Consider the following 15,284-nt stretch of genomic DNA (forward strand, 5'->3'; position numbering starts at 1 on the left):
GGGGAAAGGGGGTTTTGTTAAGGTTTGCCAAGAGGATCAGAGGGGATATTTGAAAGAAAACGTGTCCTTCACCCTCCTGCGCTCGCTAGACATTCCAACGGATCCTCAGAACCCATTTGACAACTTATCGTACAAGACAGCGAGTTTCCTAAAATAGGTCGCGTATGAGTCTTTCGGGTCTGAGAACTTCCTTATATGTGCTGCCAAGAAGCTCTGTAGCACGCGAAGGTCAATATCGGAGTCTGCTTGAAAGGGAATCATGAGAGCTGCTTTATCAGGCACAACGCTCTCAATGATTTCTAGAGTTGACTTTCCTGCGCCGTCTTTTTCAAACTGCGTTCTAAAGGCAGCTACTCTGAAATCCTTCCTCTTATATTTGTTGAAATAGGGAAGTATTTTGGAGTGTTTGGATTTCAAAAGCTCGCTTATCGATTTAATTCCGACTTCTGAAAGATACTTGTAGCCTGGATAGTATTTGTTATTGGTTCTTCGAAAATTTGGAAATACTTCACTAAGAATTGCTTCGGGATCGTAGCCACGATCATTTAAAACTACATCGACAAATAGGTCATCAAGCCCAACGCCTTTGTATCCGTCCTTAGCTAGTCCCTCAGCTTCCTGTTCTTTTGCAACTCCAACACCAACGATGAACTCTATATCTTCATGGGATTCGATGGCATCAAAATCAATTACTGCTAGTTTCTCTTCGGGTTTGCTCGACTTGACGAGTTCATACATCTGCTCTTTGCAAAAGCGCAGAACTCTTGCAGGAACCTTACGCTTCACAGTTTCAATCGCTGCGTATACCTCCGAAAAATCGAATACTCTTATTAGGGAAATTGATATTCTGCTTTCTCCGACTTGAATTACTGATGGGGAAATTGACGAAGGATCACCGTCTTTTGCTCTTTGAACGAAAAAGATATTTCGAGAGAAACGTTCCAATTGTTCGGAGTTTAAACATGATGATATGCTTGAAAGCATTGCTTGGACGTTCTCGTCCGCAAGGCTATAGCCGATAAATACAACCGGATGCTCGATAAAGATTGTTATAAGTTTCGCAACTAGGTAAGGATATTTCTCTGAAAATCTATCATAATCGGTAGCAGTTAGAACAAGTGTCTCTGGTTTTGAGCAGCAACCATGGATTTTGTAAATTTCTGCGATTGACTGAGGGTTGGAAAAGATTAGCTCTTCTTGTCCAACAAATGTCCTGTAATCAGGAAAGAGTTCTTCAATCAGAAGGTCCCAGTTTGTCGTGATTATTCCGTCGACGTTCAGCTGAGTAAGTAATTCGATCTCGTCACTTAGTGTCGATTGTGATTCTGGGTCAAGGACGGTTTCCCTTAGGTATTTTGAAATTTCAAGCTTAAGGGCAGAAGTCTGGTCAGTAAGCGTTGGTCCATCTACCTCCCTGGCTTCTGCATATCTTTCATCGCTCCACCATAGCTCATGAAAATCCTTCGCGATCAGCTCTGCGGCATCCGGAAGGTTGCCGTTGGCTGTCGTTGAATAGTACCTGAACTCCTTCAAGCCTTCAGTGAACTTCGCAAGTAGCTCATCCCATTGTTCTAAGCCAATGTATCGTCTCGAAAAACCAGAGCCTAGAAAGAGAAATGGGGCGCCGGATGAGTCCGCAAGCATTGCTGCCAATTCGCTGGTGATGCCGTTCCTTGTCAAACCACCACCTCAACCCGTTCCTGCTCGCCGACCCCAAACACCCGCTTATACCGCTCGATCTCCCGCTCCGGGCCCATCGCCTTCTCGGGATTGTCGCTCAGTTTAACCGTGGCTTTACCGTTGGCCGATACAGCTTTGCACACGAGGCTGAACGGCGCGAGGGAATCGCCTGCGACGAGGCCGCGGAAATCGTTGGTGAGCAGGGTGCCCCAGCCGAAGGACACCCGCACGCGGCCTGCGAATTGTTGGTGGAGTTGCTCGATCTTGTCGACGTCCAGCCCGTCGGAGAAGATCACGAGTTTCTGGCGCGGGTCCTCGCCGCGGGACTTCCACCAATCGATGGCGACTTCGGCGCCGGTGGCGGGATCGCCGCTGTCGATGCGGATGCCGGTCCAGCCCGCCAGCCAGTCGGGGGCGTTGTCGAGGAAGCCTTGGGTGCCGTAGGTGTCGGGCAGGATGATGCGGAGGTTGCCGTCGTGTTCCTCGTGCCAATCCGACAGCACGTCATAGGGGGCGGCGGCGAGTGCCGCGTCGTCTTTGGCCAGAGCTGCGTAGACCATGGGAAGTTCGTGGGCGTTGGTGCCGATGGCCTCCAGATCGCGGTTCTTGGCGATGAGGCAGTTCGACGTGCCCGCGAAGCTATCGCCGAGGCCTTCGCGCATGGCCTGGACGGCCCAATCCTGCCACAGGAACGAATGGCGGCGACGGGTGCCGAAATCGGCGATGCGCAGGTCCGGGTTGCCTTGCAGCCGTTCGATTTTCTCCCACAGCTTGGTCATGGCGCGGGCGTAGAGGACTTGGAGTTCGAACCGGCCCATGGTGTCGAGGACGGCGCGGCCACGCAGCTCCATGAGGACGGACAGAGCGGGAATTTCCCACAACATGACCTCGGGCCAGGCGCCTTCGAAGGTGAGTTCGTATTGATCGCCGACGCGCTCCAAATGGTAGGGCGGCAGTTGCAGGTCTTCGAACCAATCCATGAATTCGGGGCTGAACATCTGCCGCTGGCCGTAGAAGGTGTTGCCGCGCATCCATGTGCTTTCGCCGCGCGTCAGGCGCAGGGTGCGGATGTGGTCGAGTTGTTCGCGCAATTCGCCTTCGTCGATCAGGTCGGCCAGCGGAATGCGCGTGGTGCGGTTGATGAGGGAGAAGGTGACGGTGGCGTCGGGTTTGTTGCGGAACACCGATTGGCACATCAGGAGTTTGTAGAAATCGGTGTCGATGAGCGAGCGGACGATCGGGTCGATCTTCCATTTGTGGTTCCAGACACGGGTGGCGATGTCGACCATGGGCTCTCTCTCCGGTTGCGGGGGGAGTTAGAGCAAGTGTCGGTGGGGGAGGCAAGGCGGAAGCGGGGTGTTGGTCCGGCGGTGCGCCGTTTGTCGGGCCGCATGCCGGGGGACGCGGCATTGGTGGTGGGTCAGCAGTTTGAGGGCAAATCCGACGGCGCCTGTGGTGAAGGAAAGGTAGAGGGCGGCGGGGTTGGTGGCCCCGAGCGCGAGGATAAAGGACACGACGACCAGGCCGAGTGCAAAGGGACAGTCGTAGGAGGTGTTGGGGAGGCAGCGGGGCATGGGGGGTGTCCTTTATCCGGGCGATGGGGGCGTCAGGAGTTGCTGAGCGCGGCGACGCCGAGGGGGACGGAGAATTCGTCACACCAGATGTAGATTTCGTTGAACTCCGCGAGGTCGAGGCCGTCGGGGACGATGAAGGCTTGCAGCCCATTGATCGAGGTCAGCTCGCCCAGATCGGAGGCGGCGACATATTCGCCGTCGATGCCGAAGCCGACGCTGGGATCGGGCGCGCCGTCGAGGCTGAAGTCCGTGTCGAGGATGACGACAGCGCCGCCGCCGGAGGTTTCGACGACCGAGACACCGCCGGTGGTGATGTGATCGCTGAGCCCGGTGAAGGTGCCCGACGCGGTCACTGTATCGGCAGAGGCGACAGTGGCCACGGAGGCAAAGAGGCAGGCGGTGGCGGTCAGGGTGGAGATGCGTTTCATGGGATCAGCTTTCTGTATCAGGGTTGAGGCATGGCGGTGAGTCGCCGGGTATTGAGGCGGTGATACAGTTTGGAACCAAACGGTACAAAACACATAGGCGTGATTGTGAACCGATCGTTTCCAAACTATGCTGGCCGCACAGGAGGGCCCACCATGGCGCGACCCCGCGAATTTGATGAAGACGAGGCCACCGAAGCCGCGATGAATGTCTTCTGGCACCACGGCTACGACGCGGCCTCCATCGCGTTGTTGCTGGATGGGATGGGGATGACGAAGGGCAGCCTCTACAAAGCGTTTGCCGACAAGAAATCGCTCTTCATGGCAAGTATGGCGCGCTACGAGACGGCGCAGGTCGCCCCGGCCATCGCGATGCTGCGCGACCCGGATGTGCCGGAGGGCCACGACCGGATTGCGGCGCTCTTTCGCAGCGTGGTGGAGGTGGTGCGGCAGGGTGACAGGCGCGGGTGCTTGTTGTGTTCGGCCGCCGCCGGCCCCGCGTTCGACGATCACGAGATCGCGGATGTGGTGGACGGATTGCTGGAGGACATGCGGGCAGCCTTCGAGGTGGCCCTTGCCGAGATGACCCGACCGCCCGACGCGCGATCCGAGATGGCACGGGTGCTTGTGACACAATATGTCGGGCTGCGGATCCTGGCGCGGGCGCAGGCGACGGCCGAAGACCTCGACCGCAGCGTGGAGGCGATGCTTGCGCTTATTGACCCCGAAAGGGTGCGCGCCGCATGACGCGGGTCACTCGTCGGCCTTGGCGGCGTTCACACGTTTGGACAGCGCCGCGCGGCTTTCGACCCGCTCGGAATAGCGGTCGAGAAGGTAGGCGCGGTTGGCGCGGGTGAGATGGGTGAACTTCACCAGCTCTTCCATCACATCGACGACGCGGTTGTAGAGCGGGCCGGGCTTCATGCGCCCGTCCTTGAACTCATCCCAGGCCCTGGGAACGGAGCTTTGGTTGGGGATGGTCAAAAGGCGCATCCAGCGCCCGAGGATGCGAAGTTGGCTTACGGTGTTGAAGCTTTGCGATCCGCCACTGACCTGGAGCACGGCGAGGGTTTTGCCCTGCGTCGGGCGCACGCCACCCATCGACAAGGGGATCCAGTCGATCTGGCTTTTCATGATGCCGGTCATGGCACCGTGGCGTTCGGGGCTGACCCAGACGAACCCATCGCACCATTCGGCGACCTCGCGCAGTTCGGCCACCTTGGGATGCGCATCGGGCGCACCATCGGGCTGCGGCAGGCCCTCGGGGTTGTAAACGCGCGTCTCGGCCCCAAAGCGGCGCAGCAGCCGATCACATTCAAGCGCCAGCGCCTTGGAATAGGAGACCTCTCGCAGAGACCCGTAAAGCAGCAGGAACCGGGGCGGCCCGTCGGCATCGGCGCGCCACAATTCGGACATATCAATATCGGGCAATAGGGCGGCATCGAGGGCCGGAAATGTCGCATCATCCATGGCGAAGTGATGCGGCGCGCAGGCGCGGGATGCAAGGGTGCTGGCGCCCATGAGAGTCAGATTTTACGGGGCCGGAGACCCCGCAAGACGGGTCCGAACCCGAGGTTTCGGGATGGGCAAAAATCCGCCGCCCGGGCCGTTGTAAAACTGTCACGCATTCGGAAACAATTCCAAAATGTGACCAGAATGTGGAAAAAACCGTGTGTCAATAGCGGCTTAACCGTGTTCACAAAAAAGCAATTCTTTGTAGAAAAATTGGAAAAGTTCGGCTATATTTTGCGAGTAGTACGCAGTTGGCCGTTGTGGCCGATGTAAGGATTGGGAGTATTCCATGAAAGCAATTCAACTCATTCCGGGCGCTGTTTTGGCCCTTGGCCTGTCGGTCGGTGTGGCACAGGCCACCTCGGTTGACTTCGCCGTTGGTGCCGGCACAACCGCCTCGGCGTCGTGCGACAATTGTACGACATATTCGCCGTGGTTCGGCTCGTTCCAGTATGCGTCGATCGATGCCGATGCATCGGGCGCGATCGGGACAAGCTTTGACCTTGACGAGGGCGAGACCAGCGGCTGGTTCGACTTCTTCAGCCTGACGGCCTCTGGCATTGCGCTTGACGAGTCCTATTCCGTGCATGCGACGCTTGCGTTCGCAGAGCCCGGTGGTTTCTCGTCCACGTCCGGTAGCGGTGAATTCTCGACGTTCTTCGGGTTCATCAGCGGCGGTTCGCTGGATTGGGGTTCGGACCAGTTCAACACCGTCTCGCTGGCCGACGGCACCGAATACACTGTTGAGCTTGAGCAGGGCAGCGCGATCCTTCTGGGTGACACTGCAACCGTGCGTGCGCGCGTGACCCTCGACAGCGTGGCCCCCGTGCCGCTTCCGGCCTCGGCGCTTCTGCTGCTGGCGGGTGTCGGTGGCCTGGGCGCGATGCGCCTGCGCAAGAAGCAGGCTGCAGCCGCCGCCTAAGCGGTCAGTCTGGACAAGATTTGCAAGGGCCCCGATCGCAGGATCGGGGCCTTTTGCTTTGGAGGTCAGGGCGACAGCGTCAGGCGCGGGTTCAAATCGGCGCGGTGCGGTATTCTTGCTGCATGTCGGTCAGGATATGGTCTAGCAAGACCGGATGACGCATTCATCGACACGTTCCGATGCGAGCCCGGCGGGCCTGTTCCTTGTGACGCAGCCGGGGCTGGAAGGCCCGTTGGCGGAGGAGGCCCGCGCGGCGGGGTTCACCGGCGTGCGCGCGGTGCCGGGTGGCGTCGAGGCCGACGGCGGATTGCCCGAGGCGGCGCGGGCCAATCTTCACCTGCGGTGTGCGGTGCGGGTGCTGCTGCGGGTGGCGGAATTCCGGGCGATGCATCTGGCGCAATTGGACAAGCGGTCGAAGAAGGTGGATTGGCGTTCGATTCTGTGCCCGGAGGTTCCGGTACGGGTCGAGGCGACGTGCCGCCGGTCGAAGATTTACGTCAACAAGGCGGCCGTGCAGCGGGTCGAGGGGGGCGTGACGGCGGCGGGCATTCCGATTGCCAAGGAGGCCGAGATCACGGTGAAGGTGCGCATCGACGACGACCTGTGCACGATTTCGGTGGATACGACCGGTGCGCCGCTGCATCGGCGCGGGCACAAGGAATTTGTCGGCAAGGCGCCGCTGCGCGAGACGATGGCGGCGGCCTTTCTGCGGGAGATGGGCTTTGACGGCACGCAGGCCGTGGTGGATCCGATGTGCGGATCGGGGACGATTGTGCTTGAGGCGGCGGAGATTGCGGCGGGGTTGATCCCGGGGCGCTCCAGGGGGTTCGCCTTTGAGAAAATGGCCGAGGGCGGGAGCCTCCGGCGGAGGTATTTGGAAAGCAAAGAGGGGCCAGCGCGCGCGCAGGGGCCGGCGCGGTTTTTCGGCTTTGACCGCAATGACGGTGCCATTCGTGGCGCGCGCGGAAACGCGGAGCGAGCCGGGGTGGCGGGTCTTGTGGCATTCGAGCGTGCGGCGGTGAGTGATCTGCTGCCGCCGGAGGGCGTTGCGCCGGGGATCGTTTTGGTGAACCCGCCTTATGGGGGACGGATTGGGGATCGGAAGCTGTTGTTTGGGTTGTATGGTGCGCTGGGCGCGGTGTTGTCGGCGCGGTTCGGCGGCTGGTCGGTGGGGATTGTGACGAGTGATGGCGGCTTGGCGAAGGCGACCGGACTGGCGCTGGACGGCGGCGGGCCGGTGGATCATTCGGGGACCAAGGTGCAGTTGTACCGGTGTGTGTTGTGATGGGGGAAGGCCGGTCCCGATCGGCCCGCGTCAGAGCTGCAAGCCGAGGAAGATCACCGCGAGCGGTACGGGAGCGACGGCGAGTGCGACAGTGAGGAGCGTTGTGAGCGGTGAGAAGATGCCGGTGAGGCCAGCCATCATCATGATCCCGCCGCCCCCGCCGATGATCGAATTGCCGGGCGTATTCACCGCAAGCGCGAGCGCCACGTAGCGATAGCGCAGGCCGAGTTTGCGAATGCCGCCGGGTGCGTCACCCTCGAACAGGGCGAGCCGGTCTTGCGGTGGCAAATCCGCCGCGCGCGCCACCAGATCGGCGGCCCGCCGCATCCGCACAACCGCCAGCGCCCGGGCCAGCGTTTCGGGCCGCAGGTAGCGCCCGATGGTGAAGGCCAGCATCATCGCGGCCACGGTGCAGATATAGACCAGCGGCGCGATGATCGGGCCGAACGCGGTGAGCATTGCGATGCCGATCTCGGCGCCGGGCACGAAGGGGATCGCCAAAAGCAGGATATAGCCAACGGCCACAAACATCACGAAGCGATGCACTTGCTGCTCGTTGTCGGGGCGGATCTGCAGGTCGAGGGCGTCGCGGATTTCATGAGCGCCCCAGGTCGCCAGCGCGACCACGCCGATCAGCAGGGCAAGGCGCAGGATAATCCGTGCGAGAGCGCTCGGGGAGCGGGTGGTCAACGTCGGTTCAGCCCGAGACGGCTGGCGCGTCGGACGGCACGGCGGTGCCGGTGGCCGTTATCTCGATCTGGTTGGTCCAGTACCAGCGCCGCGTGGTCCACGTGGCGTCGAGGACAATATCGGTGGCGTCGACCCTGCCATGGAACACGACCGTATGGGGCGCGTCGGGGCAGAGGGTCGTGGCGGTGAAGTGAATGACGCCGTCGATTTCCTTGGTCTGGTACTCGGACCAGCCGAAGTCGCAATAATTCTGGCAATCGACCGACATGAACGTGCCATCGCGAAACACCAGCTCATCCTCCAGCGCCGCCCCGCTGCCGAGGTCGGTGCCATGGATGTCGAAGGTCATCCCGTCGAGCGCACCGCTGTCGATCCATGCGCCTTCGGGAACCTGCAGGTCCGGGATATCCTCGTTCATCACGGTCATCGTGGCCGCACCCGTCCCGAAGGTGACGGCGCCAATAGCGAGGACTTGGAGGATCTGAGCCATCGGGAACTTTCATGAAGGTGGCAGATCGAGCAAGTATGCGGTGGCCGTCGCCTTTAGGCAAGAAATGATGGGCGCGGGTTACTGCACCGGGAAGTAATCCTCGCAGGTGCCTTCGCGGTAGACGTCCGCGGTACAGCAATGCAGGCCACCGCCGAACGCATAGGCATCGCGCAGCTCGACGGGGATGACGTTCATGCCGAGCTTGTCCATCTGTTCCATCTGGTAGACCTCGGAGGCTTCGACGCAGACGGTTTTGGGATCGAGGACCAGGACGTTCATGCTGAGCCAGGTGGAGGAGTAGCACAACGGCGGGGGCGCGTTGTGGGCCGGTTGCGCGGCGTCGACGATTTCCCAATCGTTCTTCGCAAAGAGGGCGCGTTGATCTTCCGGCAGGCGGCGCTGCGGGTTGTTGAGGATCAGACCCGGGCGCAGCGGCGTAAACGTCGCGTCGATGTGGATCGGGTAGGGATCGCCGGGGAAGTTCACGGTATGCACGCGGTGATCGGGGAAGTGGCGGGCGAGCCATTCGATGCCCTTGAGATTGGTGGTGAAGCCGTGCTGCACCACGAGATCGCGCCCAAAGCGCAGGACATCGGCGGCGTCGAACAGAGGCTCTTCCTCGGTGGTGACGAAGAACTTCTCAGCCGCCCATTGCAGGCGCTTTTCCACGCCGATTTTGTCCGACAGGTAATCGGGGTGGTAATCGGCATCGGTCAGGCGCGGCTTCGGCGCGGCCTCGTGCCGGAAATTGGGGTCTTCTTCCCAGTAGCGCTGTAGCAGGGGACGGTAGTTGAGATATTCGAACCAACGGCAGCGATAGGACATCGTGGCTTCGAGAATCTCGGAGCCGACGGTCAGAAGCACATCGCGGGGCGGCATGCAGCCGAATTGGCTTTGCGTGTGGAAATCCGGCGTGGTGACGGGTTTGGAATGGTCGATGCTATCGGGACGGTCGACGCGAATGCCGCGCGCCTGCAGTTGGCCTGCGAACGTGTCGAGAAGCTCGTTCGCGCGGTCGATGGTTTCCTGCGGGCGGCGGCCCCATTGGCCGCGCATGTCGCTGTCTTCGGGGACCTTGGCGTCGAGCGCGGGTTCCTCGGGCGGGATGTGGCAATCATCGGCGCGGCCCACGATGACGTGGCGCAGAGGATCCCATTCATTCCAGCTGTTGACGATGGTGTTGGTGGACATCGGACCCCTCCGTTTTGCACGAGATTGCGCAGGTTTAGGGGGCGTGTTCGGGGTCGGCAAGGGGTATCACGCCCCTTGCCGTTGGTGTGTCAGCGGGGCTTCAGGCCTCGCCGTCGAGCAGGCCGGTGCGGAACAGGATGCCTGCCGCAACCGCGCCGATGATCGGGGCCACGATGAAGAGCCAAAGCTGCGCCAGAGCGGTGCCGCCTGCAAAAAGCGCGGGCCCGATGGAGCGCGCGGGGTTTACCGACACGCCGGTCACGTTGATGCCGACGAGGTGGATCACCACAAGCGCCAGACCGATGGCCAGACCGCCCCAAGCGGCAGGGGCATTGGCACCGGTTGCGCCGAGGATGACGACCATGAAGAGGAAGGTCGCGACGATCTCGAACAGCAGGGCTGCCATCATGTTGTATTCGCCAAGGTAGCCTTCGCCCCAGCCGTTCTGGCCGAGACCGTTGGTGGCGAGGCTGTAATCGGCCTTGCCCGAGGCGATCATCAGGAGCACGGCGGCGCCCGCGATGGCGCCCGCGACCTGCGCGACCATGTAGGGGATCGCGTCGCCGATGGTCATCCGGCCCGCGGCCACTGCACCGAGGGTAACAGCGGGGTTGATGTGGCAGCCCGAAACCGGGCCGATGCCATAGGCCATACCGATCAGCGCAAGGCCGAAGGCGAAGGAAATGCCCGTCAGGCCGATGTCAGCGCCGGCCAGAACGGCGGCACCGCAGCCAAACAGGACAAGAGTGAACGTCCCGATGAATTCCGCGAGTGGTTTTTGCATAATAACTGTCCCTAAACAGGTTTTGATATGGGGACGGTGTATACAGGTGCACGCAGGCCAGAACGGGGAAAAGAAATCGCAAGGTGTCCCTAAAGCAGGGCGACACCCGCCGCGCGCATGTCGTCGCGCGCGGCCTCAAGCGAGCCGCCGAAGTCGATGGCGCGGCTGAGATCGGTGCGGACGGTGACGGCGAAGCCCAGCTTCGTGGCGTCGACGGCGGAATAGTTGACGCAGAAATCGGTGGCGAGGCCGAGCATGGTCAGGTCGGTGATGCCGCGCGTGCGCAGGTAGCCTTCAAGGCCGGTGGGGGTGGTTTGGTCGTTTTCGAAGAAGGCGGAATAGCTGTCGATGGCGGGGTTGTACCCTTTGCGGATGATCAGGTCGGCGCGGTTCGCATCGAGGCCGGGGTGGAACTCCGCGCCGCTTGTGCCCTGGATGCAGTGATCGGGCCAGAGCACCTGAGGGCCGTAGGGCATGTCGATCAGGTCCATGTCCTGCTTGCCGGGATGCGACGACGCGAAGGAGGAATGGCCCGCCGGGTGCCAATCCTGCGTCAGGATCACCGCGTCGAAATCGGCCATCAGCGTGTTGATGCCGGGGATGATTGCGTCGCCTTCGGGCACGGCCAGCGCACCGCCGGGGCAGAAATCGTTTTGGACGTCGATGACGATGAGGGCTTTGGACATGGGCAGGCTCCGAATGTGTTAACAACCCTATGTCTTGAGAGGGCAGAGACAAGGGCGTATCTGACGCGCATGTTTACCGTCGCTGCGTTATATCACTTTGCCCGCGTGCCAGACCCCGCCGCCGTGAAGGGGCCGTTGGCAGAGGTTGCGTGCAAGGCGGGGGTCAAGGGTTCGCTTCTGATCGCGCCGGAGGGGATCAACGGCACGATTGCGGGGTCGCGTACCGGCATTGATGCGGTGTTGGCCCATATCCGGGTGTTGCCGGGATTTGCCGGGTTGGAGTGGAAAGAGAGCACCGCGGAGGCGCCGCCGTTCAACAAGCTGAAGGTGCGGCTGAAGAAAGAGATCGTGACGATGGGCGCGCCGGGGTTGGACCCCGATACGGTCGGCACGCATGTGGACCCCACCGATTGGAACGCGCTCATCACTGCGCCGGATGTTGCGGTGATCGACACGCGCAACGGTTACGAGGTGGCGATCGGGACGTTCGAGGGGGCGGTGGACCCGGAGACCACGAGTTTCCGCGATTTCCCCAAATGGTGGGAGCAGAATAGCGCGAGGTTTGGCAACAAGCGGATTGCGATGTTCTGCACGGGCGGCATTCGGTGCGAGAAATCCACGGCGTTTCTGAAGGCGCAGGGGGTGGAGGATGTGTTCCACCTCAAGGGCGGCATCCTGAAATACCTCGAAGAGGTGCCGGAAGCGGAGAGCCTGTGGCAGGGGGGCTGTTTCGTATTCGACGAGCGCGTGGCCGTGGGGCACGGGTTGGCGGAGACCGCGCATTTCCTGTGCCGGGCGTGTCGGCGGGCGTTGAAGCCGGAGCATCGGACGCGGGATGCGTTTGAGGAGGGCGTTTCGTGCCATCTGTGTTTGCACGAGCATAGCGACGCGGACCGGGCGCGATTTCGGGAACGGCAGCGCCAGATTGATTTGGCGAAGGCGCGGGGCGAGCGGCATTTAGGGTGAGGGCTTGGGAGACGCTCGGCGTGCGCCATCGCCCCTCCCACCCTCCCGTCAGGCGCGTCGCATTCCGAGCACAAGGATCGGGATGGCGAGCGCCGCGACGCCGGAGGCCAGCAGGATCACGGTTCGGAAATCGGCGAGCTGCGCGATGAGGCCCACGGCGGGCGCGGCGAGTAGGCCGCTGAGCATCAGAGTGTTCCAGTAGATCGCGGTCGCCTGCGCGGGGCGATCTTGGGCGAAGCTTTGGATGTAGCTGATGCCGAGGCTGGCGAAGAGGCCGTAATAGAGCCCTTCAAGCGCCGACCCGAATGCCATCTGCGACAGGGTTTCGACGGAGGCCAGCACGAGGATCGCACCAACGGCGAGCACAGTGCAGGCCATCAGCGGCGCCCGCAGGCCGTAGCGCGCGATCAGGAAAGACGAGCCGAAGATCGCGAACACCTCGACGAAGGTCTTGACGCTGAAGGCCGCGCCGGGGGCGAAATCCGGTAAGCCGACCTCTTGTACGAAGAACAAGGGCAGGGCCGAGAAGGTCAGGCCATGGGCGATGGACAGGCAGAAGATGAAAGCAGCGGCAAGCCAGAGCGCGCCGGGGGCCGAGGTCAGGTCGGCCGGTGGTTTGGGCGGCGCAGGCGCGGTGATGTCGCGCGGCAGACCGATGCGCCAGACGAGCCCCCAAAGCACGGCCAACGCGCAGGCGAATTGAAAGACGATCTGTGGGCCGTAAGCGCCGGACAGGGAAAAGCTGACGGCGGGGCCGATCATCCACGCGGTCGAGGTTGTGGCACGCATCCAGGCGTTGAAGGTCGGGCGCGCGATGCCCACGCGTTCTGCCATATGCCCACCGGTGGCGAACATCGCGGAGATCGACGTCGCACTGAGGCCAAAGCCCAGAACACCGACGCTCAGCATGACCGGCAAGCTCGGCGACAGCGCCATGGAACCGCTGGCCAGTACAAAGCCCGCCAAAGCGATGCCGAGGATCGGAAAGACGCGGGCCCCGTTGTCGATGCGGCGGGCGAAGAGGCGGTTGAGAAAGACGGTCAGGGCGACGGCGAGGCTGGCGTAAACGCTGAGCATCCAGGGCGGTTGACCGAGGCCGTCGACCATGAAGAACGGCATGAAGGGCACGATTGCGGAATTGCCGAGTGTGCTGGTGAAGAGCAGCAGAAGGAACGGGGTCAGGCTGCGGGCGGCGGGGGTCATGCGCCCTGCATGGGGGGTGCGCGGGACCGGCGCAAGAAAAAGCCCCCGACCGCGAAGGCCGGGGGAGGTAGGACACGTCTGAGGGACAGGGGTTTGCGCGTGGGAGTGGAAAGGAGTGGCGCGAAGGTTTCGATCCGGACGCCCGATCCACAAGGGGAAACGGGGTAGGGTGATCGGGCGTCCGGGGATCCGGCCCGCGGGGAATATCCCGTGGGGCCGAATGGGGGGGGCTTGGATCAGTCCAGACCGATCTGGATGACGAGGTCGCCTTGGTTGCCGGTCTGGTTCAGGTGCCCGTTGGCGCCGTTGCCGAGCTGGATCAGGGCGCCGGCGTTGCCGCCACCGTTCTGGGCCAGCGAGCCGCTGTGGCCATTGCCGTCCTGATGGATCAGGCCGACCGACCCGCCGTTTGCAACATTGCCGAGCACCTCGGCTGCGTCACCGCCATTGGCGATCTGGTAGGCCACGACGCCGAGGGTCAGAAGATCGCGTTCCTGCTGGTTCTGGGCGGAGAAGCCGAAGCTGATCTGGCCTTGGGCGCTAGCGGGAACGGTCGTGGCGGCAGTGGCGGCGACGAGGGCGGCGGCGATAATGGTTTTCGTAAACATGGCAGTGTTTCCTTTGAAAAAATGTCTGATCTGAAAAGAGACGATTGGGTAAATGGGTTGCGGTTAAAGGTCGGCGGGGCAGCGGTAATCGCGCCCGTCGATGGTAAGGGTCAGGTTCGCATCAAGGCTGGACGCGGAGCCGGAGGTCATCATGCGGCCCAGGGTGAGTGTTTCACCGGCACGGGCCGAAAACGGGCCGCCCTGGTTGAGGCGCGTGCCGGGGCCTTCCACGCGCAGGGTGTAGGTGCCCGAGACGGCTTCGGTGACCTGAACGATCGGCACGAGGGTGAGCATGTTGCCCGAGGCCTCGGCGGTGATCACGCAGGCGACCGGTGCGGCGGTCTGTGCATGGGCGGCGTGGCCCAGATCGTCGGGTTCTGCCGAGATCGCGGTGCAGCCCAGGGCAACCGAGGTGATCGCGGCGAGGCCAAGGGAGGTCCGGAGTGCCGTGCGGGAGTTCAAAAACGTGGTCATCGGCCTGTCCTTTCGGGAAAATGTGTTGGTCTTGGAAAAGGTCCGGGGGCGGGGCGGAAGGGGAGGAGGGGGCCCGCCCCCGGTGGTGTGCGGGGCTTAGTTGCCCTGGATGATCAGCGCGGTGTTGCCCGTGCCGGTCTGGTTCAGGACACCGGTGTTGCCCACGCCGGTCTGGATCACGGCGCCGGTCTGGAAGCTGCCGTTCTGGACGACTTCACCGTAGTTGAGGGCGCCGGACTGCTGCACTGCGCCGCCGTTGAAATTGCCGTTCTGGCCGACGACGCCGGTGTTCAACGCGCCGTCCTGGCCGATGATCACGGTATTGAAATCACCGTTGGACACGCCGGCTGCGGTGTTGGACCAGCCGCCCTGGTCGATCTGCGTGAAGTTGCAGTTGCCGAACTGCTGAACGCCGGCGGAGTGATCCCAGCCAAGCTGGTTGGCGGCAGCGAAGTTGCAGGCGGAGGCGGCACCGGCGGTAACGATCAGGGCGGTTGCGACGGCAGCGGTTTTGATGAGAGCGAATTTCATGGGTCGAAGTCCTTAAATGAAGTTTTGGTTTAGGTGTGTGGTTCAATTCAGGTTGGTGTCTGGCCCGGTGGGGGTGTGCCCCGTTGAGCCGATGACCAGAAATTGGCCCCGGACCGCTGTGTCAGACAATTTCAGCGAGCCGAAAGGACATAACCGCGGTGTGTTATCGGATGTCATTGGATTATCTATCTGAAATATATGAAATATTTATGAGTCGGGTTGTGCGTGACGCAAGGGACGAAACCCTGGCGATAGCATCCTGT

General features: G+C 61.8%; 17 protein-coding genes. 4 read left to right on the forward strand and 13 right to left on the reverse strand.

Annotated elements, in window-relative coordinates; all coding sequences use genetic code 11:
• Positions 1 to 105 precede the first annotated feature (105 nt).
• From V8J83_RS11285 to V8J83_RS11295, 3 genes are all read right to left on the reverse strand, one after another.
• Complete coding sequence (locus tag V8J83_RS11285; protein WP_339986407.1) at positions 106 to 1,644, reverse strand: SIR2 family protein; 1,539 nt, start codon at positions 1,642 to 1,644, stop codon at positions 106 to 108.
• 32 nt (positions 1,645 to 1,676) lie between these two features.
• Positions 1,677 to 2,969, reverse strand: a complete 1,293-nt coding sequence (pncB, locus tag V8J83_RS11290) for a nicotinate phosphoribosyltransferase (RefSeq protein WP_339986408.1) — start codon at positions 2,967 to 2,969, stop codon at positions 1,677 to 1,679.
• Between the two features lie 317 nt (positions 2,970 to 3,286).
• A complete protein-coding gene (locus V8J83_RS11295) occupies positions 3,287 to 3,682 on the reverse strand; it encodes a DM13 domain-containing protein (protein ID WP_339986410.1) in 396 nt (131 codons plus the stop codon).
• Between the two features lie 153 nt (positions 3,683 to 3,835).
• Here V8J83_RS11295 and V8J83_RS11300 point away from each other — a divergent pair, with 153 nt between their 5' ends.
• Positions 3,836 to 4,426, forward strand: a complete 591-nt coding sequence (locus tag V8J83_RS11300; RefSeq protein ID WP_339986411.1) for a TetR/AcrR family transcriptional regulator — start codon at positions 3,836 to 3,838, stop codon at positions 4,424 to 4,426.
• Positions 4,427 to 4,432: 6 nt separating this feature from the next.
• On the opposite strand, the gene arsH is transcribed toward V8J83_RS11300, so the two are convergent.
• Positions 4,433 to 5,149, reverse strand: a complete 717-nt coding sequence (gene arsH, locus V8J83_RS11305) for an arsenical resistance protein ArsH (RefSeq protein ID WP_339986412.1) — start codon at positions 5,147 to 5,149, stop codon at positions 4,433 to 4,435.
• A 331-nt stretch (positions 5,150 to 5,480) separates the two neighbouring features.
• Between arsH and V8J83_RS11310 the strand changes: the two genes are divergently transcribed.
• Complete coding sequence (locus V8J83_RS11310) at positions 5,481 to 6,113, forward strand: VPLPA-CTERM sorting domain-containing protein (RefSeq protein ID WP_339986413.1); 633 nt, start codon at positions 5,481 to 5,483, stop codon at positions 6,111 to 6,113.
• 154 nt (positions 6,114 to 6,267) lie between these two features.
• Entirely contained in the window at positions 6,268 to 7,398 is a 1,131-nt protein-coding gene (locus V8J83_RS11315; protein ID WP_339986415.1) for a THUMP domain-containing class I SAM-dependent RNA methyltransferase, read from the forward strand.
• Between the two features lie 30 nt (positions 7,399 to 7,428).
• Here V8J83_RS11315 and V8J83_RS11320 read toward each other — a convergent pair whose 3' ends face one another.
• The 5 genes from V8J83_RS11320 to pncA all read right to left on the reverse strand — a co-directional run bounded on the left by V8J83_RS11320 (position 7,429) and on the right by pncA (position 11,239).
• Positions 7,429 to 8,088, reverse strand: coding sequence for a hypothetical protein (locus V8J83_RS11320; RefSeq protein WP_339986416.1), 660 nt, complete (start codon positions 8,086 to 8,088; stop codon positions 7,429 to 7,431).
• A 7-nt stretch (positions 8,089 to 8,095) separates the two neighbouring features.
• Complete coding sequence (locus V8J83_RS11325; protein WP_339986417.1) at positions 8,096 to 8,578, reverse strand: hypothetical protein; 483 nt, start codon at positions 8,576 to 8,578, stop codon at positions 8,096 to 8,098.
• Positions 8,579 to 8,656: 78 nt separating this feature from the next.
• On the reverse strand, positions 8,657 to 9,769 hold the full coding sequence (locus V8J83_RS11330) for a serine/threonine protein kinase (RefSeq protein ID WP_339986418.1): 1,113 nt from the start codon (positions 9,767 to 9,769) through the stop codon (positions 8,657 to 8,659).
• 100 nt (positions 9,770 to 9,869) lie between these two features.
• Complete coding sequence (gene aqpZ, locus V8J83_RS11335; protein WP_339986419.1) at positions 9,870 to 10,553, reverse strand: aquaporin Z; 684 nt, start codon at positions 10,551 to 10,553, stop codon at positions 9,870 to 9,872.
• Between the two features lie 89 nt (positions 10,554 to 10,642).
• Positions 10,643 to 11,239, reverse strand: coding sequence for a bifunctional nicotinamidase/pyrazinamidase (gene pncA / locus V8J83_RS11340; RefSeq protein WP_339986420.1), 597 nt, complete (start codon positions 11,237 to 11,239; stop codon positions 10,643 to 10,645).
• A gap of 69 nt (positions 11,240 to 11,308) precedes the next feature.
• On the opposite strand from pncA, the gene trhO reads away from it, so the two are divergent.
• Positions 11,309 to 12,205: an oxygen-dependent tRNA uridine(34) hydroxylase TrhO gene (trhO, locus tag V8J83_RS11345; protein WP_339986421.1), complete on the forward strand. Its 897-nt coding sequence runs from the start codon at positions 11,309 to 11,311 to the stop codon at positions 12,203 to 12,205.
• Between the two features lie 48 nt (positions 12,206 to 12,253).
• On the opposite strand, the gene V8J83_RS11350 is transcribed toward trhO, so the two are convergent.
• The 4 genes from V8J83_RS11350 to V8J83_RS11365 form a co-directional block, all read right to left on the reverse strand.
• Positions 12,254 to 13,408 carry an MFS transporter gene (locus tag V8J83_RS11350; protein ID WP_339986422.1) on the reverse strand — a complete coding sequence of 385 codons (1,155 nt, stop codon included), beginning with the start codon at positions 13,406 to 13,408 and terminating at the stop codon, positions 12,254 to 12,256.
• Between the two features lie 236 nt (positions 13,409 to 13,644).
• On the reverse strand, positions 13,645 to 14,016 hold the full coding sequence (locus V8J83_RS11355) for a hypothetical protein (protein WP_339986423.1): 372 nt from the start codon (positions 14,014 to 14,016) through the stop codon (positions 13,645 to 13,647).
• 63 nt (positions 14,017 to 14,079) lie between these two features.
• The gene (gene csgH / locus V8J83_RS11360; protein WP_339986425.1) at positions 14,080 to 14,490 is read right to left on the reverse strand and encodes a curli-like amyloid fiber formation chaperone CsgH; all 411 of its coding nucleotides are present in this window, start codon (positions 14,488 to 14,490) and stop codon (positions 14,080 to 14,082) included.
• A gap of 96 nt (positions 14,491 to 14,586) precedes the next feature.
• Complete coding sequence (locus tag V8J83_RS11365) at positions 14,587 to 15,021, reverse strand: hypothetical protein (RefSeq protein ID WP_339986427.1); 435 nt, start codon at positions 15,019 to 15,021, stop codon at positions 14,587 to 14,589.
• Positions 15,022 to 15,284: the final 263 nt, after the last annotated feature.

The organism is Gymnodinialimonas ulvae (assembly GCF_037543845.1).
Classification (GTDB): domain Bacteria; phylum Pseudomonadota; class Alphaproteobacteria; order Rhodobacterales; family Rhodobacteraceae; genus Gymnodinialimonas; species Gymnodinialimonas ulvae.

Bases quoted from the DNA above. Each gene is read 5' to 3' on its own strand.
- aqpZ (WP_339986419.1), bottom strand. From the start codon at position 10,553: ATGCAAAAACCACTCGCGGAATTCATCGGGACGTTCACTCTTGTCCTG.
- V8J83_RS11310 (WP_339986413.1), top strand. From the start codon at position 5,481: ATGAAAGCAATTCAACTCATTCCGGGCGCTGTTTTGGCCCTTGGCCTG.
- V8J83_RS11350 (WP_339986422.1), bottom strand. From the start codon at position 13,408: ATGACCCCCGCCGCCCGCAGCCTGACCCCGTTCCTTCTGCTGCTCTTC.
- trhO (WP_339986421.1), top strand. From the start codon at position 11,309: ATGTTTACCGTCGCTGCGTTATATCACTTTGCCCGCGTGCCAGACCCC.
- csgH (WP_339986425.1), bottom strand. From the start codon at position 14,490: ATGACCACGTTTTTGAACTCCCGCACGGCACTCCGGACCTCCCTTGGC.
- V8J83_RS11330 (WP_339986418.1), bottom strand. From the start codon at position 9,769: ATGTCCACCAACACCATCGTCAACAGCTGGAATGAATGGGATCCTCTG.
- arsH (WP_339986412.1), bottom strand. From the start codon at position 5,149: ATGGATGATGCGACATTTCCGGCCCTCGATGCCGCCCTATTGCCCGAT.
- V8J83_RS11365 (WP_339986427.1), bottom strand. From the start codon at position 15,021: ATGAAATTCGCTCTCATCAAAACCGCTGCCGTCGCAACCGCCCTGATC.
- V8J83_RS11300 (WP_339986411.1), top strand. From the start codon at position 3,836: ATGGCGCGACCCCGCGAATTTGATGAAGACGAGGCCACCGAAGCCGCG.
- V8J83_RS11325 (WP_339986417.1), bottom strand. From the start codon at position 8,578: ATGGCTCAGATCCTCCAAGTCCTCGCTATTGGCGCCGTCACCTTCGGG.
- V8J83_RS11285 (WP_339986407.1), bottom strand. From the start codon at position 1,644: ATGCTTGCGGACTCATCCGGCGCCCCATTTCTCTTTCTAGGCTCTGGT.
- pncA (WP_339986420.1), bottom strand. From the start codon at position 11,239: ATGTCCAAAGCCCTCATCGTCATCGACGTCCAAAACGATTTCTGCCCC.
- V8J83_RS11315 (WP_339986415.1), top strand. From the start codon at position 6,268: ATGACGCATTCATCGACACGTTCCGATGCGAGCCCGGCGGGCCTGTTC.
- pncB (WP_339986408.1), bottom strand. From the start codon at position 2,969: ATGGTCGACATCGCCACCCGTGTCTGGAACCACAAATGGAAGATCGAC.
- V8J83_RS11355 (WP_339986423.1), bottom strand. From the start codon at position 14,016: ATGTTTACGAAAACCATTATCGCCGCCGCCCTCGTCGCCGCCACTGCC.
- V8J83_RS11295 (WP_339986410.1), bottom strand. From the start codon at position 3,682: ATGAAACGCATCTCCACCCTGACCGCCACCGCCTGCCTCTTTGCCTCC.